Origin of the sequence: Flavobacterium mesophilum, assembly GCF_039581405.1 — a bacterium.
GTDB lineage: Bacteria > Bacteroidota > Bacteroidia > Flavobacteriales > Flavobacteriaceae > Flavobacterium.
Map to the genome: position 1 here is coordinate 571,590 of NZ_JBCPXZ010000002.1, position 23,363 is coordinate 594,952.

Annotated in this window: 28 protein-coding genes; 25 read left to right on the forward strand and 3 right to left on the reverse strand. The window is 33.6% G+C overall.

Annotation, left to right across the window (positions count from 1 at the left end; all coding sequences use genetic code 11):
- The first annotated feature begins 17 nt into the window (after positions 1–17).
- The 6 genes from AAYQ19_RS06930 (at position 18) to AAYQ19_RS06955 (ending at position 3,922) form a co-directional block, all read left to right on the forward strand.
- The gene (locus AAYQ19_RS06930; protein ID WP_343535313.1) at positions 18–698 is read left to right on the forward strand and encodes a DUF4919 domain-containing protein; all 681 of its coding nucleotides are present in this window, start codon (positions 18–20) and stop codon (positions 696–698) included.
- Between the two features lie 14 nt (positions 699–712).
- Positions 713–1,144 (forward strand): GNAT family N-acetyltransferase, encoded by a 432-nt coding sequence (locus AAYQ19_RS06935; protein ID WP_343535316.1) that lies wholly within the window; start codon positions 713–715, stop codon positions 1,142–1,144.
- Between the two features lie 25 nt (positions 1,145–1,169).
- Complete coding sequence (locus tag AAYQ19_RS06940) at positions 1,170–1,796, forward strand: hypothetical protein (RefSeq protein ID WP_343535318.1); 627 nt, start codon at positions 1,170–1,172, stop codon at positions 1,794–1,796.
- 171 nt (positions 1,797–1,967) lie between these two features.
- A complete protein-coding gene (locus AAYQ19_RS06945; RefSeq protein ID WP_343535320.1) occupies positions 1,968–2,807 on the forward strand; it encodes a tetratricopeptide repeat protein in 840 nt (279 codons plus the stop codon).
- Positions 2,808–2,866: 59 nt separating this feature from the next.
- Positions 2,867–3,457 (forward strand): hypothetical protein, encoded by a 591-nt coding sequence (locus AAYQ19_RS06950; RefSeq protein WP_343535322.1) that lies wholly within the window; start codon positions 2,867–2,869, stop codon positions 3,455–3,457.
- Between the two features lie 75 nt (positions 3,458–3,532).
- Positions 3,533–3,922 (forward strand): hypothetical protein, encoded by a 390-nt coding sequence (locus tag AAYQ19_RS06955; protein WP_343535324.1) that lies wholly within the window; start codon positions 3,533–3,535, stop codon positions 3,920–3,922.
- 65 nt (positions 3,923–3,987) lie between these two features.
- On the opposite strand, the gene AAYQ19_RS06960 is transcribed toward AAYQ19_RS06955, so the two are convergent.
- Positions 3,988–6,495 (reverse strand): M14 family zinc carboxypeptidase, encoded by a 2,508-nt coding sequence (locus AAYQ19_RS06960; RefSeq protein ID WP_343535326.1) that lies wholly within the window; start codon positions 6,493–6,495, stop codon positions 3,988–3,990.
- Between the two features lie 122 nt (positions 6,496–6,617).
- On the opposite strand from AAYQ19_RS06960, the gene AAYQ19_RS06965 reads away from it, so the two are divergent.
- The 18 genes from AAYQ19_RS06965 to AAYQ19_RS07050 all read left to right on the forward strand — a co-directional run bounded on the left by AAYQ19_RS06965 (position 6,618) and on the right by AAYQ19_RS07050 (position 18,994).
- Positions 6,618–7,205, forward strand: coding sequence for an NAD(P)H-dependent oxidoreductase (locus tag AAYQ19_RS06965; protein ID WP_343535328.1), 588 nt, complete (start codon positions 6,618–6,620; stop codon positions 7,203–7,205).
- Between the two features lie 41 nt (positions 7,206–7,246).
- Positions 7,247–7,867 carry a hypothetical protein gene (locus AAYQ19_RS06970; protein ID WP_343535330.1) on the forward strand — a complete coding sequence of 207 codons (621 nt, stop codon included), beginning with the start codon at positions 7,247–7,249 and terminating at the stop codon, positions 7,865–7,867.
- The gene (locus AAYQ19_RS06975; RefSeq protein WP_343535332.1) at positions 7,867–8,208 is read left to right on the forward strand and encodes a nuclear transport factor 2 family protein; all 342 of its coding nucleotides are present in this window, start codon (positions 7,867–7,869) and stop codon (positions 8,206–8,208) included. The genes AAYQ19_RS06970 and AAYQ19_RS06975 overlap by 1 nt, the downstream gene beginning before the upstream one ends.
- Before the next feature lie 96 nt (positions 8,209–8,304).
- Positions 8,305–8,790, forward strand: coding sequence for an SRPBCC family protein (locus AAYQ19_RS06980; RefSeq protein WP_343535334.1), 486 nt, complete (start codon positions 8,305–8,307; stop codon positions 8,788–8,790).
- Between the two features lie 35 nt (positions 8,791–8,825).
- Entirely contained in the window at positions 8,826–9,257 is a 432-nt protein-coding gene (locus tag AAYQ19_RS06985; protein ID WP_343535336.1) for a hypothetical protein, read from the forward strand.
- A 127-nt stretch (positions 9,258–9,384) separates the two neighbouring features.
- Positions 9,385–10,281, forward strand: coding sequence for an SDR family oxidoreductase (locus tag AAYQ19_RS06990; protein WP_343535338.1), 897 nt, complete (start codon positions 9,385–9,387; stop codon positions 10,279–10,281).
- A 12-nt stretch (positions 10,282–10,293) separates the two neighbouring features.
- Positions 10,294–11,208: a helix-turn-helix domain-containing protein gene (locus AAYQ19_RS06995; RefSeq protein WP_343535340.1), complete on the forward strand. Its 915-nt coding sequence runs from the start codon at positions 10,294–10,296 to the stop codon at positions 11,206–11,208.
- 92 nt (positions 11,209–11,300) lie between these two features.
- Entirely contained in the window at positions 11,301–11,669 is a 369-nt protein-coding gene (locus AAYQ19_RS07000; RefSeq protein ID WP_343535342.1) for a nuclear transport factor 2 family protein, read from the forward strand.
- 61 nt (positions 11,670–11,730) lie between these two features.
- Complete coding sequence (locus AAYQ19_RS07005; RefSeq protein WP_343535344.1) at positions 11,731–12,777, forward strand: serine hydrolase domain-containing protein; 1,047 nt, start codon at positions 11,731–11,733, stop codon at positions 12,775–12,777.
- Between the two features lie 5 nt (positions 12,778–12,782).
- A complete protein-coding gene (locus AAYQ19_RS07010; protein ID WP_343535346.1) occupies positions 12,783–13,205 on the forward strand; it encodes a DUF1801 domain-containing protein in 423 nt (140 codons plus the stop codon).
- 3 nt (positions 13,206–13,208) lie between these two features.
- Complete coding sequence (locus AAYQ19_RS07015) at positions 13,209–14,312, forward strand: MBL fold metallo-hydrolase (RefSeq protein WP_343535348.1); 1,104 nt, start codon at positions 13,209–13,211, stop codon at positions 14,310–14,312.
- A gap of 18 nt (positions 14,313–14,330) precedes the next feature.
- Positions 14,331–14,858 carry a GNAT family N-acetyltransferase gene (locus tag AAYQ19_RS07020; protein WP_343535350.1) on the forward strand — a complete coding sequence of 176 codons (528 nt, stop codon included), beginning with the start codon at positions 14,331–14,333 and terminating at the stop codon, positions 14,856–14,858.
- A gap of 24 nt (positions 14,859–14,882) precedes the next feature.
- Positions 14,883–16,007: a lactonase family protein gene (locus tag AAYQ19_RS07025; RefSeq protein ID WP_343535352.1), complete on the forward strand. Its 1,125-nt coding sequence runs from the start codon at positions 14,883–14,885 to the stop codon at positions 16,005–16,007.
- Between the two features lie 3 nt (positions 16,008–16,010).
- A complete protein-coding gene (locus AAYQ19_RS07030; protein WP_343535354.1) occupies positions 16,011–16,541 on the forward strand; it encodes a GNAT family N-acetyltransferase in 531 nt (176 codons plus the stop codon).
- A 45-nt stretch (positions 16,542–16,586) separates the two neighbouring features.
- The gene (locus tag AAYQ19_RS07035; RefSeq protein WP_343535356.1) at positions 16,587–17,168 is read left to right on the forward strand and encodes an LOG family protein; all 582 of its coding nucleotides are present in this window, start codon (positions 16,587–16,589) and stop codon (positions 17,166–17,168) included.
- 120 nt (positions 17,169–17,288) lie between these two features.
- Entirely contained in the window at positions 17,289–17,756 is a 468-nt protein-coding gene (locus tag AAYQ19_RS07040) for an SRPBCC family protein (RefSeq protein ID WP_343535358.1), read from the forward strand.
- A gap of 179 nt (positions 17,757–17,935) precedes the next feature.
- Positions 17,936–18,304, forward strand: a complete 369-nt coding sequence (locus AAYQ19_RS07045; RefSeq protein ID WP_343535360.1) for an iron chaperone — start codon at positions 17,936–17,938, stop codon at positions 18,302–18,304.
- A gap of 6 nt (positions 18,305–18,310) precedes the next feature.
- Positions 18,311–18,994, forward strand: a complete 684-nt coding sequence (locus tag AAYQ19_RS07050; RefSeq protein WP_343535362.1) for a 2'-5' RNA ligase family protein — start codon at positions 18,311–18,313, stop codon at positions 18,992–18,994.
- Positions 18,995–19,085: 91 nt separating this feature from the next.
- Here AAYQ19_RS07050 and AAYQ19_RS07055 read toward each other — a convergent pair whose 3' ends face one another.
- Together AAYQ19_RS07055 and AAYQ19_RS07060 are read right to left on the reverse strand one after the other, a co-directional pair.
- Positions 19,086–19,451 carry a VOC family protein gene (locus tag AAYQ19_RS07055; protein WP_343535363.1) on the reverse strand — a complete coding sequence of 122 codons (366 nt, stop codon included), beginning with the start codon at positions 19,449–19,451 and terminating at the stop codon, positions 19,086–19,088.
- 19 nt (positions 19,452–19,470) lie between these two features.
- Positions 19,471–21,618, reverse strand: coding sequence for a cation:proton antiporter (locus AAYQ19_RS07060; protein ID WP_343535365.1), 2,148 nt, complete (start codon positions 21,616–21,618; stop codon positions 19,471–19,473).
- A gap of 304 nt (positions 21,619–21,922) precedes the next feature.
- Between AAYQ19_RS07060 and AAYQ19_RS07065 the strand changes: the two genes are divergently transcribed.
- Complete coding sequence (locus AAYQ19_RS07065) at positions 21,923–23,350, forward strand: L-serine ammonia-lyase (protein WP_343535367.1); 1,428 nt, start codon at positions 21,923–21,925, stop codon at positions 23,348–23,350.
- Positions 23,351–23,363: the final 13 nt, after the last annotated feature.

A 23,363-nucleotide genomic window follows, 5' to 3' on the forward strand; every position in this document is an offset into this window, starting at 1 on the left:
CCAAAAACTTTCTAACCATGCTAAAACAAATTCTCCTAATCTTGCTTTTCAGTTTCGGATTCAATTCTTATGCCCAAGGACTTGAATTCAAAGCTCCCGATTACAACCAAATTGAAAAAGAAATAAAGGATAAAAAATCGGCATTTTATTATCCAAATCTGATGGAGCGTTTAACAAAAAATGATACACTCATGACGCAGGATGATTTCAGATATTTGTATTTTGGTTATGTTTTCCAACCCAAATACAATGCTTTCTGGAGATCCCCTGATGAGAAAAAACTTCGAGAATATTACAGTAAAGAAAAGTTAGAAACTGCAGATTATGACGAAATCATTAAATTAGCCAATCATACACTGGCCGATTTTCCTTTTGATCTACAACAGCTTAATTATCTGGCTTATATTTATCACTTGAAAGGCGATGACGAATCGGCTAAAATCACTTCATACAAATTTCACAATATCATGAACGCCATTCTATCTTCAGGCGATGGCAAAAAATGCGAAACAGGTTTTCATGTTTTATTAGTCGATCATGAATATGTGATGCTACATCTTTTTGAACTCGAATCAAAAGGACAATCATTAATTGGAAACTGTGATTATCTCAGCTTTGAAAAAGGAAAATACAATGTTGACGGCGTGTATTTCAACATTGAAAAAATGCTCGAAAACGAGGCCAAATCATTGAAGTAAAATCTTAAAATGGAATGACGATAACTGAAATCAGAAAAAATGATTACGAACCTTTGAAAAAATTATTTTTGGAGGAACGAAAAAACACTTTTTCATGGCTTGACCAATCCGAATTTCAATTGGATGATTTTGAAAAATTGACTCACGGCGAACTTATCTTGACAGCGCTGATTGATGACGTTCCGGTTGGGTTTATCTCTATATGGATGCCTAACAATTTCATTCATCATTTGTATGTTTCTCACGAACATCAAGGAAAAAATATTGGAACAGAATTATTAAAAGTGGCTGTTAAAAAAACAACTTTTCCACTCACATTAAAATGCCTTGAAAAAAACAAAAAAGCCGTGGATTTTTATAGCCAAAAAGGTTTTGTTGAAAAAGAAAAAGGAATGTCTGAACACGGAACTTATATTTTATTTGAGCTGAAAGAAAACATAAATTAAAACCAAAACTACAACCTACCAAAAAATGAATTTAACCGAATTACCGATTGATCTTAAAAAACAAATTGAAAATGAAACCATGGATTTTGCCGTAAAAGCAGCACGGAAATATCCGCTTAAAAAAGCATTAGGCAACTTGACTATTGGAATATTGATGTGTGCTTTTATGAGCCTTTTTATACATGCTTTTTTTGGTCCATTATTCAAAAATGAAGAAGGCAATTTTGATCCTAATATAATAGAAAGGGTAAATTGGGGTGACTTAAGTGAATTAACATTTCCCGGTGGTATCATCTGTTTATTGACACTTGCGGGATTGTTCGTAACATTCAATTCTATAGCTATGTTTTTTCAAAAAGGAAGCTATTTTGTTGGAACATCAACTAGACTGATTCAATTTAGAAATGGAAGAACTACCAGTACAGATTGGGAACAATTTACAGGTAGCATCAAAATCAAAGCTAAAAATAACTTTGGCGAAATTGAATTTGAATTGCGAACTGGAAAACTAGAAGGCAGAAAAAATCAACCTGATAAATTTGTTCCAGATATTATTTATGTCATTGGAATTAACAATGTATATGATATCGAAAAAAAATGCAGAATCAGAATCAAAGAAAATGATCCAACTCCTGCGGTTGTTTTAAATTAAAATTAATAAAGAAGTTTAAAGACTTTCAATTTTCATAAAATGATTAAACTCTCAAATTATTCAATAATCTTATTTGCTATTTTATCTTGCTTATTTTCCTGCAAAAACACCCCAAAAAACATAATCGATGATGCAAATTTTGATCGTGATCATGCAGCAATACATGAAGAAATGGACAAAATTTCAGCTGAATTTGGCAAATTCAGAAAAGAATTGATTTTGTTATATGCAGAAGGAGAAAAAAATCCAGAACTGGCACTTACTAAAGCCGACACTTTGTTAGACATTTATAATACAACAAAAGAAAAGTACAAATCACAAATCAAACAAAATGTAACAACTAGCATAAATTATTTAAAAGCAGAACTCTATTATAAATTAGGCAATTACGAACAATCTATAAAGGAATTAAAAAAAGAAAAATACGATTCAGGCGAACACGCAGCTGCTCTCGCTGCCAATTATGTGAAACTAAAAGAATTTGACAAAGCGAAATATTACGTTGAAAAAATTGGTCCTGGATTTTACATTTACGATTATGCACTAGGAAATTATTATGAAAGCATTGACAATAAAAGTGAAGCCTTAAAAATTTATAGCGCCATAAAAGCAAATAAAGAAATCAAACATTATGCGTATTATCCTTTGGCTGTTGCAAGGTATGATGAACTCAAAAAGGAAAAACCGCAATTGCTAAATGAGATTTATTTTCCCACCCAAAACCCTAGTTTTGAAATTGCAGATTCTGATAATGAAAATAGAACCAAAATTTTCGACATGGTATTTGCCTTACCTGAAGCTAAAAATAAAGGTGTTTCGATAGTTGAATCACCGCAAACCAATGATAAAGATTATTATTTGATTAAGGTTGGTAAAAATGCTGGATATATTACTGATGACATGATTGTTGAGTTCACTCTTTACATTTATCCAAAAGACTTTACAATGAAATACTATGACGAAAAAAATAATCGTTTGATGACCATTGAAGAATGGAGAAACTCGAGATAAACGGAATAAAAAATTAAAAAAAAGGCAAAAAAATCTATAAAAAAACTAAAAACCAAAAAATGAGCACCTTAACCAAAAAAGATATTGACAAACCCATGGGAGGTTTATTCTTTATGATTATAAATACTTCTATTTGGGCTTTTATTGCCGAATATTATTTAGAAAATAAAGATTTGCGTCTTGTGGGCGTTTTACTAGGAACAATTATAATGAGTTTTTTATTCTTTTATCTAAAGTTTACAAAAGCACAAAAAAGTCTTCCCGAAAGCACGATTAAAAAAACAGAAGAAGAAAAGAAAAGTGAAAAATGGTTTCTAATCATTTTTGGCCTTGAAGGTTTAGGAATTTTGGTCGCAAAAAACATTTTAATGAATATCAATCACGATGAATTATTCATTTGCTTTTTTGTGTTGATTGTTGGCTTGCATTTTTTTCCGCTAGGAAAAATATTTAAACGAACTTTTGATCTCTATATCGGCACATGGACTTGTTTATTTGCGTTTCTTGGTATTTATTTAATCACGCAAAAAATCACAACTGTAAATTTTGCAAACGTCATTGTTAGTCTAGGTTGTGCTTTTGCTACAATTTCTTATGGTTTCAGAATGATTATAGAAGGAAGGAAATTGCTTTTGAAAGAAATAAAATAATCAACATAAAAACATTGTAACGCAACCTTTTAGCAAAATCATCATCTTTAAATAAACCAATATAAATTTAAACCGATGAAAAAAATTTTTACTCTTCTTTTTATTCTTTTTGCTTTTGTAAGTTGCAGCAATGACGATGACGATGCAAATCCTGTTGCTGGAAACTGGAAACTAATTTTTTCGAGCAGTTTAGATAAAGGATTTGAAAATCTTTCTACTAAAAATGTTATTTACCAATTTGACAACAAATCGACCTTAACCATTAATACTGATGGAGTACTTGAAAAGCATCAATATCGATACGAAATTGGTTATTTGTCGGGAGGTTATGATTCCAATGAAAAAAGAATTCCGCTAGTCATTATTGATAATACAAAATGGACTTATTCTATCTCTGCAAAGGGTGAAATGGTTTTAAACACATCGTATTTTGATGGTCCTATATTGACTTTTACAAAACAATAAGTTTTCTAAAAGTTTATAATTCAAATAAAAAAGCTCTTCAAAATTATTTCTGAAGAGCTTTTTTATTAGTTGACTAAAAACAGTGAATTACTGAATAAAAGGATTCCGTTTTCCCAAAAACCTCTGAAAAGCGGATTATCTATCATATAAATCACGCTTCCGTCGCCTTTTTTATCGACCGCAAAAGTTACGGTTTCAGGAAGTTTTTTCTTGATATCGTTTCCAACAAAACCATAACTCAAAAAGTTTTTAGGAATATAAGCCACATTGATTGCGCTTTTTAAAAGCGAAAACGATCTTTCGTTGGTTTTCAAACTATAATACGTATTTCCAAGGCCAAATGCCATTGGATAGGTTTTATCCAATTTATTCTCGATAATCGCGCCCGGAATTGTCCCTGAAATTTCTCTTCGCTCGGATCCTTCGAAGTCTAAAAAGCGTTTTTTAAGCTCGATTTCTTTTTCTTCTTTTTCCGATTTTTCTTTGTCTTCTTTGCTCGCAAATTGGCTTAAAGCATAACCTTCACGATCTTGAAACAACGAAATGGCACTGCTCATCGCAATTACTTTTCCGCCATTTTTAACCCAATCATCAATTTGCTTTTTCTGATCTTCAGAAAAATCATAAGAACCATCAGAAAGTATCAACGTATTGTAATTGTATAATTTAACACGATTGAAATTACTGGTTTCAACTATACTTACCGGATATTTCACCACTTCGTCTAAATAATGCCAATTGGCGCCAAACTCAGTCGAAACAATTCCTTTTCCAGAAAGCATCAAGATTTTTGGCGCTTTTAACAGAACAAAATTTTCACCGCCGATATCTTTTGAATTGGTTGAAAATCCAGTTGTAATAAAACTATAATCCGATTTGATTTTGATGATTTCGCTGACTGTTTTTTCAAAATCAGCAATTTTTGGATTGTCAGCACGGCTAATAATCAAACCGCCAGGCTCAATTGTCAAAGTTCCAAAAACGGCTTTTTTCATTGCAGAACGCACCTTTACGTTTGCCTGATGTAATAATGAAAGCACCTGAGCTGAAGTTCTGCTGTTCCAAGGCACATAAAATGCGTACACACTTGCTGGAATGTTTTTTTGAGCAATTTCAATTTGAGCTTTTGTTTTTACTGAAACCGCATTTTTTACGGCATAACCTTCAATTCCGTATGCCAATGGCAATGTCCAAGCTGTAATGTCGTAAGATAAACTATCATTAAGCTTTTGGTTTGGTTCAAATAAAACTTGTGCCAAAACTGATCTTGGCTGATCTGCTTTTATAATCAAATCATTGGGCTCAATCTTGAAACTTTCACTTTTTTTGTTTTGATAATGAAATCCAGAAGCGCTTGTAGAAGCATCTGCATAACTGAATTCGATATCATTTTTTTTCAGCATCTCTGTCAATTGTTCCAGTTTTGCATTACTTTTTAGAACATAGGTGTTGAAAACGCCCTTTGCTTTTTTGCGCGCATTTGCATGAAAATCTCTAAAACCTTTCAACAGCACATCTTTTTGCGAAGCTGCACTTTCTACAACTGTCAACACTGCTGTCGCGTGATGTGTCAAACGATCTTTTATGGTTACGTTTGTGCCGTTTTCCATTGTAATTTCTCGTCCTGCTCCTATTCCGCCTTGCTCTAATGTCAACCCGACAGCACCATTGTAAGTTGGATAGGTGTCGCCATAACTTGGATAAAACAAATCAAATCGTTCTCTGGTGTTGTACATCCAGTTTTGTTTGTCGAATTTCTGCGAAATATTTTTCCCCAAAACAATATGAAAATCTTTTTGATACTGCTCAATGAATTCATGCAAAGGTTCTGCTGCCGGCGGAAAAAAGTAGGGTGAATTATAACTCATTTCATGCACATCGGTATGTACTTGAGGCATCCATTGGTTATACACTTTTATGCGCTGTTGCGATTCGGCTTGCGTTTGCCATGCCCAATCGCGATTTAAATCGAAAAGGTAATGATTGAATCTTCCGCCTGGCCATTCTTCCATATGTTCTCTGTCATATAAACCCGGATGGTTTTTCTTTCCTGAAATTTCGCGAAGCCAATTTCCATAACGGGAATACCCATCAGGATTGATGCATGGATCCAGAATTACGACTGTATTTTTAAGCCATTTTTTAGTTTCTTCGTTTGTTGGATTCAAAAGCTCGTAGGCAACTGTCAATGCGCTTTCGGTTCCGGCAAACTCATTTCCGTGAACATTAAAGCTCAACCACACAATAATTTTATCCTGTACCGTTGCCGATTTTGAATCTGAAAGCCCAATCGAAGCCAAATTATTCAAACGGATTTGTTCCAAATTTTTCAGATTTTCTGCATCAGAAATGAAATACAAATTCAGATCACGTTGTTCATTTGTTAGTCCGTACTGTTGCTTTTTTATCAAAGCCGAATTTTCAGTCAGATACTTAAAATAATCTTCAACTTGATGGTAATAACTGATTTGTTTGCCATAATTCGGAATAAACTCTGAAGGTGATTTTAATTGCGCCAAAGCAGAAACCGAAACTGTTAGAAGGAATAATACAGCATAAAAGTTTTTTATCATAGTGGAAAATGGTTTGCAGTTGGTTAAAAATAAGAATTATCTTTAACTAATTTAAAATTCTAAACAAATATTAGTAAAATGGATAAATCATTACAAAATGAAAACTTTTAAAATTCACCTTTATGAATATTCTCATTGTTTATGCACACCCGAGTAAAAAATCCTATACTTTTCAAGTTTTAGAACGATTGAAATCAGCAATTTTAAAACAAAATTGGAATCTTGAAATTTCAGATTTATACGCTTCAAATTTCATCAGTGATATGTCTGAAGACGAATATGAAAGAGAAGGTTTTGCAAAACTTGATCTTCCTATTTCAGAAGACGTTTTGAAAGAACATAAAAAAATCGAAAATGCCGATTGCATTATTTTTCTGTATCCAGTGTGGTGGAGTGATTGTCCTGCAAAATTAAAAGGCTGGTTTGACCGGGTTTATTCCGTTGGATACGCTTATGGACAAACCGAATCTTTTCCGAAAATGAAAATTATTCCGCACGGAATTGCAATTTGCACCGCAGGACATCCAAATGATTTTTTAAACGAAATTGGAATTGCACAAAGCATGGAAAAAATCATGCTAGAAGACCGACTTGGAAAACGTTTTGAAAATAAGGAAATGCTTATTTTGGGCGGCACTTTAGAATTAGAAAAGGTAATGGAAAATCACTTTTTGCAGATTGAGAAAATTGTAAGTAAACTTTCTAATTAAATTAATTACTTTGGATCTCAAAAAAACAATTACGATTTAATATGGCAGTACAAAAAAAAGTATTAGAGCAAAAAACAGATAAAGAATTAGAACAATACATTCAGCCTGAAACGAGATTTGTACCGCAAGCCACAAAATGTGCGTTCGAAATTCTCAAAGCAAGAGGCAGAATTTTTTCACAAGAAGAAATAGACGCTATTCATTTATTAATAAATAGACCCGAAGAAAAAGAAACAAAAAAAATACGGCCAATACATGAAAATCATATAAAAGCCTCAAATTTTATTTTTATTTCACTTGCTCTTGGATTGGTGAATTTCTTTTTAGCATTAAAATATTACCCAAATCAAGCTATTTTTTCTGCTCTTGTAGCTTTCATTCTTGTTGGACTTCTAGCCTATTTAATTCGACAAGGACGTAATTTAAAAATTTTACTGGCAGTGTTATTCGGTCTTGGATTATTTGGTTCAATTCCAACCTTAATTTCTGACTTAACATATTTCCCTTTAAACGGGCTTTTAAGTCTTGGCCAACAAATATTGCAACTTTTGGCTATCATTTTTTTATTTATGATTCCAAAGAAATTTGAAAGCATAAAAACGAACGAATTTGAATTATGGCTTTCTGCGGAAAATGTAGAAGAAACTAAAAAAACAAACTAATGACAATCGAAGAAATCATCGACATTCAAATGCACGCTTTCAACAACAGATCAATTGAAGAAATGATGCCATTATATACTGATGATGTCAAAATCTATAATTTTTCTGATCATCAATTGACTGTTGATGGAAAGGAAAACTGTGAAGAAATGTTTAGCAAACTTTTTGAACAATCACCAAATTTATATGCCGAAATCATAAAAACAATCTTTTTCGATACAAAAGCAATTGTTCACGAATATGTTTCTGGCCGAAATGGGGACGACATTAAAAAAGAACAAGTCGTAATTTTTGAAATCCAAAACCAAAAAATCAGCAGAATGGATATTATGCGATCCTAACTTGTCTGAAACTCCCCTTTCTTTTGTCTATTAAGCACCCTAACAAATTGATTATTAGGAAGTAAATTTGTAATACAAACCTTTAAATTATTTAAAATGAGTACTACAGATTTTACCACAACCATAAAAGTCGATCAATCTCCAGCGGCAGTTTTTAATGCAATTACAAATGTCCGAGGCTGGTGGTCTGAAGAAATAGAAGGAAATACAGCAAAGCTAAATGATGAATTTGATTATCATTATGAAGATGTTCATCGTTGCAAAGTAAAATTAATTGAAGTTGTTCCGAATCAAAAAGTCGTTTGGCTGGTTGAAGAAAACTATTTTAAGTTCACCGAAGACAAAACAGAATGGACTGGTACCAAACCTACTTTTGAAATCACTGAAAAAGATGGAAAAACAGAGCTAAAATTTACGCATTTTGGTTTAACCTCAGAATATGAATGCTTTGAGATTTGCAGGGGCGCTTGGACAAACTACATTCAAAACAGTCTTAAAAAACTGATTGAAACCGGAAAAGGCGAACCAAATGCAACAGGAAAACCACAAACTGAAAACGAAAAAAGGCTATCTTCAAAATAATTTTATAAATTAGTGATTCTAAAAATCCTAATTATATGAACCCCATTGTAAGAAATACTCTGGCAGTCCTTGCCGGAATCGTTGTTGGAAGTATTGTCAATATGAGTATAATTTTATTAAGTGGTTCTATTATTCCGCTTCCAGAAGGTGCTGACAATAGCACAATGGAAAGTCTAAAATCAACAATACATTTGTTTGAAGCCAAACATTATCTTTTTCCTTTTTTGGCACATGCTATTGGAACATTTGTTGGCGCAATCACAACCGCATTACTAGCATTTAATCATAAAAAGAAACTTGCGCTGCTTATTGGCGCATTCTTTTTATTTGGTGGTATCGTAAGCGTTTGTTCATTGCCTTCACCAGTTTGGTTTACAATCGTCGATTTAGTTTTTGCTTATATTCCAATGGCATATCTAGCTTTGAAATTGCTTTGCCACAAAGGAAAAATTCAAAAAAATGAATAACGAATCACCTAAATAGATTTCTCTAGAACTTTCTCAGCAACTTAAAAAAAGACTACAGTATTCGTAGATTTGGCTAAAGTCATTCGCTAAATGATGTACAACTTTGTAACATCAAAAAAATAGCGATATGAAAATTATAATCACGGGTTCTTTAGGGAACATCAGCAAGCCATTAACCCAAGAGTTAGTGCAAAAAGGGCATTCAGTAACCGTAATTGCCAGCAGCACTGAAAGACAATCGGAAATTGAATTATTGGGTGCTTCGGTGGCAATAGGTTCAGTAAATGACGCAGCCTTTTTAACGAAAACTTTTACCGGAGCAGATGCGGTTTACTGCATGATTCCACGTGCGAATTACTTCGATCCAAATCTTGATCTAGATGCTTTTACACGTCAAATCGGGGACAATTACGCCGAAGCCATTACTAAATCGGGTTTAAAACGAGTAGTGTTTTTAAGCAGTATTGGAGCACATTTAAAAGAGAATTCAGGAATTATTCAGCGTTACAACGAAATTGAAGCTGTTTTAAATCAGCTTTCAGATGTTGCGATTACTTTCATGCGTCCAACTTCATTTTATTACAATCTGCTTCCTTATGCTTTCATGATCAAATCACTGGGAAGTATAAATGCAAATTATGGCGCCGACAAAACAATTCCGTGGGTTTCTCCAAACGACATTGCCGAAGCAATTGCTGATGAAATCACAACGCCGCTTGACGGGAAAAAAGTCCGTTATGTAGCAAGTGAAGAGCTTACAGGTGACGAAACTGCTCTTATTTTAGGAAAGGCAATTGGAATTCCAGATTTAAAATGGAATTTAATCAGCGACGAAGAAACTTTACAAGGATTAGTTGCTGCTGGAATGCAACCTAAAATTGCACAAGGTTTGGTTGAAATGTATGCCGCACTTTACAACGGAACTCTTGGCGAAGATTATTCCCGTAATAAACCTTCTGAAATGGGAAAAACAAAATTGGTAGATTATGCTTCGGAATTTGCTTCATTTTACAATCAAAAATAAGTAACTTTAGCTATGGCAAACCAACAACCTCTTAGATTCAAAACGATAAGCGAATTCCATAAATTTCGGGATTTGTCTAAACCTGAACATCCTTTAGTAAGCGTTTATAATTTTGAAGATTTGAAATATCTTAACGAAGAAGAACCGAAAAGCCTGATTCTTGATTTCTATTCTATTGCCCTAAAAAGAAATGCCAATGCAAAAATGCGTTATGGCCAGCAAGAATATGATTTTAATGAAGGTGTATTAATATTTATTTCGCCAGGACAAGTTTTTTCTATAGAAGGAAATGCCGAAATGCAACACACAGGATGGTCACTATTGATCCATCCTGATTTTTTATGGAATACGCCGCTTGCGCAGAAAATCAAACAATACGAATATTTTGGTTATGCCGTCAATGAAGCACTGCATCTTTCTGAAAAAGAAGAAAATATGCTCGTTGATATCATCAAAAATATTCAAATGGAATACCAGTCCAATATTGATAAATTCAGCCAAGATGTTATTATTGCCCAAATCGAACTGTTTCTTACCTATGCCGAACGATTCTATAATCGACAATTTATTACCCGAAAAATAAGCAGTCACCAGATTCTTGCACGTCTTGAAAAACTTTTGGAAGATTATTTTAATGATATCGATTTAACTTCAAAAGGACTCCCAACGGTACACTATATTGCTGAAAATTTAAACGTATCACCCAATTATTTAAGTGGATTACTAAAACTTCATACGGGCCAAAGCACGCAACAGCATATTCACAACAAATTAATTGAAAAAGCCAAAGAAAAACTTTCGACAACCCAATTGTCCATTAGTGAAATTGCTTTTGAGCTGGGTTTTGAACACCAGCAATCTTTTAGTAAATTATTTAAAACAAAGACAAGCATATCGCCTTTAGAATTTAGACAGTCTTTCAATTAAAATTTCTCAATTATCTAGAAAATTCTAATGGCATTTAATTAAAAACCTGCTTCCAAATTTCTTAACTTAGTTCACTTTTACATTTGAAGATCATGACTAAGAAAGAAATTGCTCGAGACTTCCTAAAACTTGCCGCAAACGGACATTCACACGAAGCTTTTCGTTTGCATGTGGGCAAAAAATTCAAACATCACAACGCTTATTTTAAAGGCGATGCCGATACTCTAATGCTGGCCATGGAAGAATCGGCACGAACAAACCCGAATAAGATTTTCAAAATTCATCATATTTTAGAAGATGAAAACCTTGTCGCTGTACATTCTCATTTAAAACAAAATTCAAAAGATATTGGTTTTGCGGTAGTTCACATCTTAAAATTCAAAGAGGACAAAATAATTGAACTCTGGGATTTAGGTCAGCCTATTCCAACGGAAACTATTAATGAAAACGGAATGTTTTGATTTAATTGTTAATTGTAAATTATTTTTTCTCAAGCCAAACCAATAAACTATCAACCTTATAATGAATTCATTTTTTAGATTTTCTTCCTTTTTATCCTTGTTTTTTATTCTTTCAAGCTGTCATTCTTCTGCTCAAAAAAAAGATAATTACACTGCTAAAATCGACAGTTTAATTCAAAATACTTCCCCCGTTTTTAATGGTGCAATTCTGATTTCAAAAAACGGAAAACCATTGTATGCTAAAGCAAAAGGCTTCTCCAATTTTGAAACCAAAACACCTTTGAAATTAGACACTCAATTCGAAATCATGTCAAACAGCAAACAAATTACCGCCGTTTTGATTTTATTGGAAGTCGAAAAAGGTAAAATCGATTTGAACGCCCCAATCAAAAAATATTTGCCAGAGCTTACACAAACTTGGGCAGATTCGGTTACGGTTCATCAGCTTTTAAATCATTCGCATGGAATTATTGATCTGCAAAAACCACTGGCTTTCAAACCCGGAATGCAATTTAAATACGGTAATCTAAACTTTAGTTTGTTAGGCAAAATTGTGGAATTCAGTACAAAAAAAACTTATACAGAAGTTGCAAATTCCCTTTTTAAGAAATTAAAAATGAAAAATACCTTTTGCTATGCTAAAGACAAAACTCAAAATCTGGCAACTGGACATTACAATAATAAAAACACGCTGACAACGGTTAAAGAAAGCATGATCAACAATGAAAATTTAGGAGCAGATGGCATACTTTCAACCGTTGAAGATTTGACTATTTGGGACAATAATCTCCATAAAGGAAAAATTCTAAAACCAGAATCGTATAAATTGCTTACCGCAAATACCATTTTATCTCAACACAATTTCTTCGGGAAAGAAAAAGAACCTTATGGTTATGGCATCCGAATTATTGAAAAAGAGCCCTTTAAATATATTGGCCATACAGGACTTGGCGACGGATTTTCTTCCGTAAATTTGTATTTCCCAGAAAGTGATGTTAGTATGGTTATTTTGGAAAATCAGATGAATGAGGATTCTGAATTGTTTTATATTTCTGAATTTAAAATCAAAAACATTTTATTTAAAAGCGATTTATTACTCAAAAAATAATTGAAATGGCAAAGAATAAAACCTCCGAAACCGAAAGCAGTGTCATCGATTTTATCCAGACGGTTGATGATGAAACCAAAAGAAATGATGCTTTTGAACTTGTGAAAATCATGCAGAAAACAACTGGTTTTGAACCTAAAATGTGGGGACCGAGCATTATTGGTTTTGGAAGTTATCATTACAAATACGCCAGCGGTCATGAAGGCGATGCGCCACTTGCCGCATTTTCTCCAAGGAAGGCAGCGATTTCGCTTTACTTTTCTTTAGATCCTGAAAACAGAGAAAAATTACTTGCGAAATTCGGGAAATTTAAACCTTCAAAAGGTTGTATTTATGTCAAAAAACTTGCTGATATTGACCTTGCCATTTTAAAAGAAATGACTGTTCTTTCAGTTGAAAATCTAACTAAATTATATCCTCCACAATAAAAAATGATTCTAACTATAATAATTATTCTTGCTTTAGTATTAGCATTTTATTTGTTTTTACAACATCCACAATTCGGGAAAGCGCCCTCTGGTGAGCATTTGGCTTTAATTCAGAAATCGCCTCAATATAAAAACGGAAAATTCGAAAATCAGAGTTTCACTCCAGATCTTGCTGAAGGTGCAAGCATGACGGGCGTTCTACTCGAATTTTTCTTCAAAAAAGTAGATCGAAAAACACCAACTGATTTGATTCCGTCAATAAAAACAAATTTGAAAGAACTGCCTCTGGACAAAGATGTTTTGATTTGGTTTGGACATTCCTCTTATTTCATTCAACTTGAAGGAAAACGTTTTTTGATTGATCCTGTTTTTAGCGGAAACGCCTCTCCTATTCCAGGAACTACAAAATCATTTAAAGGAACCGATATTTACACCGTTGATGATCTTCCAGAAATTGATTATTTGTTGATGACACACGATCATTACGATCATTTAGATTATAAAACGATTTTGAAATTAAAGCCGAAAATCAAAAAAGTGATTACAGCACTCGGCGTTGGTTCTCATTTTGAATTTTGGGGTTTTAATCCTGAAATTATCACCGAAAAAGATTGGAACGAAAAAATAGAATTGGATCAAAATTTAATGCTTTACACGGCACCATCAAGGCATTTTTCGGGTAGAGCTTTTAAACGTTGTAATACACTGTGGACGTCTTTCATTTTGGAAACTAAAGATTTCAGAATGTATCTTGGCGGAGACAGCGGTTATGATATTCATTTTGCAGAAATCGGGCAAAAATTTGGAACTTTTGACATCGTCTTGCTTGACAATGGCCAGTACAACAAAAATTGGAAATACATCCACAACATGCCCGAAGATGTAATTCAAGCCATGAAAGACTTAAATGCAAAAAGGGCTTTTCCAGTTCATTCTTCGAAATTTGCCTTGTCATTGCATTCTTGGGACGAACCATTGAAAAAAGTGACGGAATTGAATAATTTGTCTGAAAATCCAATTCCGTTAATTACGCCAATGATTGGAGAAGTAGTCGAATTAAAAAACGAAAATCAGGAATTTCAACAATGGTGGAAAACCATAAATTAAATCCTCAAAAATTGAGACATGAATACTTCAGAATTAATAATCCGAAATGCTGATCCATCAGAATTTGAAGAAATTGGAAAGCTTTTAATTCGCGTTTATTCGGCTTTGGAAGGTTTTCCAAAAGAAGATGAACAACCCAATTATTATAAAATGCTGGCCAATATTGGCAATTTCACTCAATATCCTGAAACGGAACTATTAGTAGCTCTTGATGACAATACTATTGTTGGAGCTGTGGTTTATTTTAATGATATGCAATATTACGGTTCTGGAGGTATTGCAACTCAAGAAAAGGATTCGGCTGGATTTCGTTTGTTGGGAGTTGATTCTAACGCAAGAGGAAAAGGAATTGGAAAACTACTTACTTTGGAATGCATCAAAAAAGCAACTGAAAACAACCGAAAACAAGTCATTATTCATTCTACTTTCGCCATGAAAACCGCTTGGGGAATGTATGAAAATATCGGATTCAAAAGATATGAAATTTTGGATTTTATGCAAGGAGAGCTTCCCGTATTTGGTTTTAGATTTACTCTTGATTCATAAAATAATATCAAAAAAAATAAAAAATTGAAACTAAAAAACAACCTTTTAATTGTTGCTTTTCTGGCAACTTTTAATCTTTTTGCCCAAAACACTTATGTTTTTCTGGGTTCATACAATCGTGATAAATCAGCTGAAGCCATTCAGATTTATCAGTTGGATACTTTAAAAGGAAAATTAACAAAATTTGCTTCAGCGAAAAACATTATAAATCCCTCCTATTTGACCGTTTCTCCAAATGGAAAATATGTTTACGCTTGCACCGATACCAAAACACCAAACGCTGGAAGTATCAGCAGTTTTGAATTTAATCCTGCAAATAAAAGCCTGACTTTTTTAAACAGTCAAAGAAGCGGTGGTGAAAATCCGGTTTACGTAACGGTTCACAAAAGTGGCAAATGGATTGCCAATGCTAATTATACTGAAGGCAGTGTTTCTGTTTTTCCAATTTTGGAAAATGGCAAAATCGACTCCATTGCACAAAATTTTCAATACATGGACGGAAGCACGCACAAAGAAAGACAAACGCGTTCACATGTACATTCTGCGATATTTTCGCCTCAGTTTGATTATTTGTTTTTACCTGATTTAGGAGCCGATAAAATTCGTTGTTATGCTTTTGATGCCAATCAGAAAAAGCCTTTAATCGAAACTCAAAATCCATTTACAAAAACTGATTTAGAAGCTGGACCAAGACATTTTACTTTTCATCCGAATCAGAAATTTGGGTATTGTATTGAGGAAATGGCAGGGCAAATAAGCGTTTATAAATATGAAAACGGTGTTCTGAATAAAATTCAACGAATTGCAACACATCCGGATAAAATAAAAGAAGGTTTTGAAAGCTCAGACATTCACATTTCTCCTGACGGAAAATTTCTGTACGCCACAAACCGCGGAAAAGAAAACAATATTGCCATTTTTACAATTGATGAAAACGGAATGCTAAAAAACATTGGTTATCAATCGACTTTAGGTAAACATCCACGAGTTTTTGCCCTTGATGAAAGCGGTAAATTTTTAGTCGCAACAAATGTAAATACAGGAAACGTAGTTGTTTTTAAAAGAAATGAAAAAACTGGTCTTCTAAAAAAAGTAGGGAAAGAAGTTAAAATGGAAAATGTTTCCTGCGTACAGATTAGAAAAATTTAAAAAATGCGACAGTCAAACTTCAATTTACAGCCTGATTTTCTAGAAAATGAAATTTTAAAATTAATTCCACTAGAAGAAAATCATTTTGAAGAACTTTACAAAGTAGCTTCAGATCCTTTGGTTTGGGAACAGCATCCGAATAAAAATCGCTACGAAAGAGACGTATTTCAAAACTTTTTTGAAGGTGCTATTGAAAGCAAAGGCGCTTTTTTAATTTTAGATAAAACCACAAATGAAATTGCCGGAAGCACAAGATTTTATGATTACGAACCCGAAAATAATAGCATTTTTATTGGTTATACTTTTTACGGAAGAAACTTTTGGGGAACTGGTTTTAATCCACAAGTAAAAAAAATAATGCTCGATTATGCTTTTCAATTTGTTGATAAAGTACGATTTCATATTGGAGCAGAAAATTATAGATCTCAAAAAGCAATTGAAAAATTGGGCGCCGAAAAAATAGACGAAATCAATGTTGCGTATTACAATGAGCCTTCACGACATAACTTTGTATACGAAATAAGAAAAAAATAAAAATAAACCATCTTTCTTCTTGCATCTTTTAAAATCTAAAAAAAAATGAAAAATATAACCGTCTTCTGCGGATCTAGTTTTGGTACCGATGAAATATTTAGAGAACAGGCTGAATTGCTCGGAAAAACTTTGTCCAAACAAAATATCGGACTGGTTTACGGCGGTGCAAACGTAGGTTTGATGGGCGCTGTCGCGGATGGCGCACTGAGCGAAAACGGAACCGTAATTGGCGTTCTTCCAAATTTTCTCCGATCTAAAGAAATTGCACACTTAGGCTTGACCGAATTAATTGTCGTAGAAAGCATGCACGAACGCAAAACCAAAATGAATGATTTATGCGATGGCGTAATTGCACTTCCAGGTGGTTTTGGCACATTAGAGGAACTTTTTGAAATGCTTACTTGGTCACAATTAGGACTTCATAAAAAGCCAATTGCGATCTTAAACGTAAACGGTTTTTACGATTCGTTGATTCAATTAACGGAAACAATGGTTGAAAAAGGTTTGCTGAAAAACGCCAATCAAAAAATGCTTTTGGTAAGTGACAATATTGATGATTTATTAGAAAAAATGAAAAATTATATGCCACCTACAGTTGGTAAATGGATTGACAAAGATAAAGTGTAGACCATTTTCTCTTTAAATACCAAAGCTTTACAAATTTCATGTAAAGCTTTTTTTTTCGGAGAACTATATTTCTTAAATTAGTAATCCCAAAAAAAATGTTTCAGAATTAGATATAATGAGATGAAAACAGAAAACAACAAATTTGCGAGAGCCGAAATGCTAATCAGGAAACCTGTTTCAGAAGTTTTTCAGGCTTTTATAGATCCCGAAATCACACGTAAATTTTGGTTTACAAAAGGTTCCGGAAAATTAGAAGAAAACCAAAAAACGGAGTGGACTTGGGAAATGTATGGTTTTTCGTTGACGGTAACGACATTAGTATTGCAGGAAAATAAAAAAATTGTAATTGAATGGGGAAATCCTGATGAAATCACTTTAGTGGAATGGGTTTTTAGTCCGCTGAATGAAAATGAAACTTTTGTGAGTATTACAAATTCTGGATTTCACGGAGATTCAGACAAGATAATCGATCAGGTTCGCAATTCTACTGAAGGTTTTACTTTGGTTTTAGCTGGTGCGAAAGCGTATTTAGAACATAATCTAAAGCTGAATTTAGTTTTAGATCGATTCCCGAAAGGACTTGCATAAATATTTTTAACCACAAAGAACGCAAAGATTTACGCAAAGTTCGCAAAGTTTTTTAAATCAAAATTCACAAAGCTTTGTATTCATGAAGCTTTGTGAACTTAGTATAGATAATATTTAGATTCACAATTAAAAAATACCTTAGCGTACTTTGTGGTAAAATCAACTTGAAACAGAAAATCATGGACGTCAAAAAATCAGAAAATATCGACGAGTACATTGGCGGATTTCCGAATGAAGTTCAGGAAATTTTGGAAAAAATCAGAATGACGATTCAAAAAGCGGCGCCAGAGGCGAAAGAAAAAATCAGTTATTCGATGCCAGCTTTTGAACAAAACGGAATCGTGGTTTATTTTGCTGCTTTTAAAAACCATATTGGCCTTTACGCATTGCCAAGCGGACATGAAATGTTTAAAGAAGAACTTTCAAAATACAAATCAGGAAAAGGCTCTGTGCAATTTCCTTTAAAAGATAAAATGCCTTATGATTTGATTACCCGAATTGTAAAATTCAGAGTAAAAGAAAATCTTGAAAAAGTGAAAAAGAAATAAAATTAAATGAATTTAACCGAACATTACAACCAACTTTACAAGACATCATCTGAAGTTATTTCGGCTGGGGATTATTCGATCGATTCTGAGCTTAAAAACGAATCAGATTCTCGATTTGGAATCACATTGCTTATTCGCCCAAACGACGAAATAAAAGCCAATATCAAGTTTTTTTTGAATGAATTGAAAGAAGCTGAACCAGAACAATATTTCTATCCAGATTCAGATATTCATATTACAGTAATGTCGATTATTTCTTGCTCTACAGCTTTTAAATTAGATCAAATTTCACCAAACGATTATATTCAGCTTATCTGCAAAAGCATGGTGGATGCTGATAAAATAAAAATTCACTTTAAAGGTATTACAGCGTCGCCTTCTGCAATAATGATTCAAGGATTCCCGACAGATGAAACTTTGAATAATTTCAGAAACAAACTTCGTGAGAATTTTAAAAACTCAGATTTACAACAAAGCATCGACAGCCGCTATACCATTTCGACAGCGCATTCAACTGTTATGCGCTTTCAAGAACCGCTTAAAAATCCAAAGAAATTAATTGAGATTACAGATAAATTTCGTGATTTTGATTTTGGAGAATTTGCCGTAGAAAACCTTGAATTGGTTTATAATGATTGGTATCAAACCGAAAAAAATACGCGCGTTTTAGGGAATTTTGGTTTGAGGTAAATTAATTAGCCCCGACTCGAGCGATAGCGAACAGGCGAAGCAATTGACGAATTTTATATGTAAAAAAAATTCGTGAATTCGGGGCGAAAATCTATTTTTTGAATACTCCAAAATGCCACAAAACTCCCGATGGATCAAGGAGAAAGCATTCACTTCCCCAATCTAAATGTTTAATCGGAATCAATTTTACACCTTCGTATTTTTCAGGAAGATTCAAAGCTGCAATTTCATTATAATAGCGTTCTACGTCATCAACTTCTAGAAAGATCATGGTGTTTTCAATCCATTCTTTTGCATAATAATCTTGAAGATAAAACGCAGTATTTTCGCTTTTAAAAACTGAAAAATTGTGCGCTATAACAAACTCTTCAAAACCTAAATCACGATAAAAACTTCGTGATATTTCGAAATTTTTGGATCCTATAAATGGACGAATGGATTTTATATTATGGTTCATTTTCTTGACATTTATTAAACTATCCTTTCTTCAAAATATTCCCTAAACCTCTACCAATCTGCTCAATAGCTTCAAGACCTTTTGTCAATGGAGTTGCAGTAAAATCTTCGTAGGCATCCATTGAGCTTTCTTGTCGATCGTCTTGCGGATAAACCAAAAGAATATTATTATCAGCAAAGAATTTATCAAATTTTTGAGGCAGTCGATCAAAAATAGACTGATACGAAACCGAGCCTTTTCTAGATAAGTTGAAAACAATAAAATCAGTAGGTTTTATTTCATCTGAAATTGCTTCGAAATTATCCCATTCCATGACGCTTTTAAAACCAAATTTAGCGTTCAATCTCAAAGTATTTGCAATTTCTTGAATCGTTTGGTGCGTTTTATAATCAGCATAAAGCACAATCGGAATGCTTAATTCTTGTGATAATCTACAGATTTTCTGCAATAAAAGATGAAAACCAATTCCTCTTTCAGAAAATGGCGGACAGATGAAAACGAGTCTTTTTTCTTCAACAAAATTAGTTGGGAATCTGCAGATGAATAAACTCTTATCGACATTATTGATAATAGAATCGACATTTTCACCGAAAATTTTATCCAAGAAACCTGTTTTTTGTGGCCAGCCAATGATCACAATATCCGACATGATTTCTTTAGAAGTTCTAGCAATACCACTCGCCGGATTATGATCAATTCGGGCAATCGTATTGATTTTCACCTCTGAAGCAGATGCTTGAATAACAAATTTATCAGCTGCTTTTTTATACTTCAAAATACTTTTTTCGGCCTGATCATTATTCGGAACAATCGTCAATAATGTAATCGGATTTGAAGATTTTTTATCTTTAATCAAAAGCGCAAAATCTAATAAACCAGTCGCCGCCGAGCTTTTTGCAAGCGGAATCAAAATATGTTCATCTTCAATTTGGTCTTTTCCTGCATCTTCATGCGAGATTTCTTCTTCGCAAATCGCTATTTTTTTCGCCGCTTTTTCAGTTGCGAAAGACGCTACAATACAAGTTATCAGAATCAGAATAATAGTTCCGTTTAGAATATTTTCATCTAGAATTTTGGCTTTATAACCAACTAAAATTACTGCCAAAGTTGCCGCCGCGTGTGCACTGCTCAATCCGAAGATCAACTGTCTTTCTGTTTTGGTATATCTAAAAACAATTTGAGTAAAAAAAGCGGCGGTCCATTTTCCAAAAATTGCTACGACACTCAGAGTTGCTGCTACAATTAAAGCTGTTGGTCCGCTTAAAATTACGCTGACATCAACCAGCATTCCAACAGAAATCAGGAAAAACGGGATAAACAATGCGTTTCCAATAAATTCAATTCGGTTCATCAAAGCTGATGAGTGAGGAATCAACGGATTCAATGCCAAACCGGCAACGAAAGCGCCAATAATAGGCTCCACTCCTGCTACTTCGGCCAAAAAGGCAGCAAAGAAAACAACAGAAAGAACAAAAATATAATGGGCATGTTTTTCACTTTCTAATTTCTTGAAAAACCATTTTGCAACTCTCGGAATAACCAAAAACATAATGGCTGAAAAAATCGCCAATGAAACCGTAAGCTTTATCCAAAAAGCTTGATTCAAACTTCCTTGGCTGCTTCCCATAATAACTGCCAGAATAATCAAAACAGCAGTATCCGTCAAAATTGTTCCTCCAACTGTTATGGCAACGGCTTGATTTTTTGCAATCCCCAATTTGCTTACTATCGGATACGCTACTAAGGTATGCGTTGCAAACATGCTCGCCGTTAAAAAACTCGCATTAAATTCGTAATGAAGTAGATAATAGCAAACCGGAAAGCCTATTGAAAGCGGAATAATAAAAGTGAAAAATCCGAATAGCAAACTTTTGTTTCGGTTGGCTTTGAACTCGTTCATATCCAGTTCCAAACCAGCAATAAACATGATGTACAAAAGCCCAATGGTCGAAAATAAATTAACTGCTGAGTTTTTTTCTAAAAGATGCAAACCATGTGGTCCAATAATAACTCCAGAAATAATCAATCCGATGATTCCAGGAATATTGATTTTTTTTAATAAAATGGGCGAAAGCAGAATTATTAAAAGTATTAAAGAAAAAATCAATACTGGATTCGTGAGCGGTAATTCGAATTCGTGTAAAAAATGCCTGAAAAATTCTATCATATTGTAATTTTATGCTTTGTGGTATTGTAATCGTAAAAAGACATTTTTCAGAATTAAAATAAAATCCTTTGAAGCGGTTTCGTAATTATACCAAACAAATTAAGCGGTTTTAGTAAAAGGCTCTCTACAAAAATACCGAAAAATAGCCAACTTTCTACGCAAACTGCATATTAAACAATTAAATTTATTTTGTTGCCAAATTATTAAAATTTAATACCATTTTTAACAAAAGTGCAACATTAACGATCAAAATATAACTATCGTTGCATTATTCAATTATCTTTGTAATAACAAAATTGAAACAATGGAAGAATGTATCTCTGTTTTTGATATGCTTAAAATTGGTGTTGGACCTTCATCCTCACATACTTTGGGTCCTTGGAGAGCCGCAGAACGTTTTTTGGAAGAGCTGAAAAACGAATCTATTTTAGACCAAATCAAGCGCGTAAAAGTCGATTTGTACGGCTCGCTTTCTTTAACCGGAAAGGGTCACGCCACAGATTTGGCTGTAATGCTCGGTTTGAGCGGTCAAGATCCTGAATATATTCCAGTTGAAAATATTGCTGGAATTATTAAAAATATTGAAGACAAAAACGAAATCATTTTGGCTAATCAATATACGATTCCGTTTTATTTTCTTCAAGACATTGTTTTCAATAAAGACTTTCTTCCTTTTCATGCAAATGGATTAAAATTTACTGCCTATAAAAATGATGATTCAGAATACGAATCGACTTTTTATTCAATTGGCGGTGGTTTTGTTGTGAAAGAAGAACGCGAAAATGCCAAAATCAAAGAAGTCATTAAATGTGCTTTTCCTTTTCCAATTCAAAATGCAGTTGAACTTTTAAATTATACGATTTCTGAAAACAAATCGATTTCTGAGATTGTTTATGAAAATGAAAAATCAATGCGTTCTGAAGACGAAATTCATTCAGAGCTGATGCGTATTTGGAATACGATGTTGGAATGCATGTACATTGGTTGTCATTCAGAAGGCATTCTACCTGGTGGACTTCACGTTCGAAGAAGGGCTTTTGATATGCACCAAAATTTAATTGGATTATCAAATTATACAGATCCCCAATCTTGGCTGGAAGAAATCAGAAAAACCGAAGTTAAATTCCGCCAAATCCTAAAATGGGTAAGTTGTTTTGCATTGGCAGTTAATGAAGTAAATGCTTCTTTAGGACGTGTCGTTACAGCCCCAACAAACGGAAGCGCAGGTGTTATTCCGGCAGTTTTAATGTATTATATGGTAATTGAAAACCACAATGCAGGCGAAAAAGAAATCAAACAATTCTTGATGGTTGCTGGAGAAATTGGAAGTATTTTCAAAAAAGGTTCTACGATTTCAGCGGCAATGGGAGGTTGTCAAGCCGAAATTGGTGTTTCGTCATCGATGGCTGCAGCGGCACTTTGCGAATTAATGGGCGGTACTCCTGCACAAGTTTTAATGGCTGCCGAAATTGCAATGGAACATCATTTGGGTTTAACTTGTGACCCAATTGGTGGTTTAGTTCAGATTCCGTGTATTGAAAGAAATACAATGGGCGCCATAAAAGCCATAAATGCAGCAGAATTAGCTCTTGAAACTGATTCTAAAAATGCTAAAGTTCCGTTAGACAAAGTAATCAATACGATGTGGGAAACGGCAAAAGATATGAATTCGAAATACAAAGAAACCTCAGAAGGCGGATTGGCAATTGCCGTTAATATGGCTGATTGTTAGAATATATTACTTA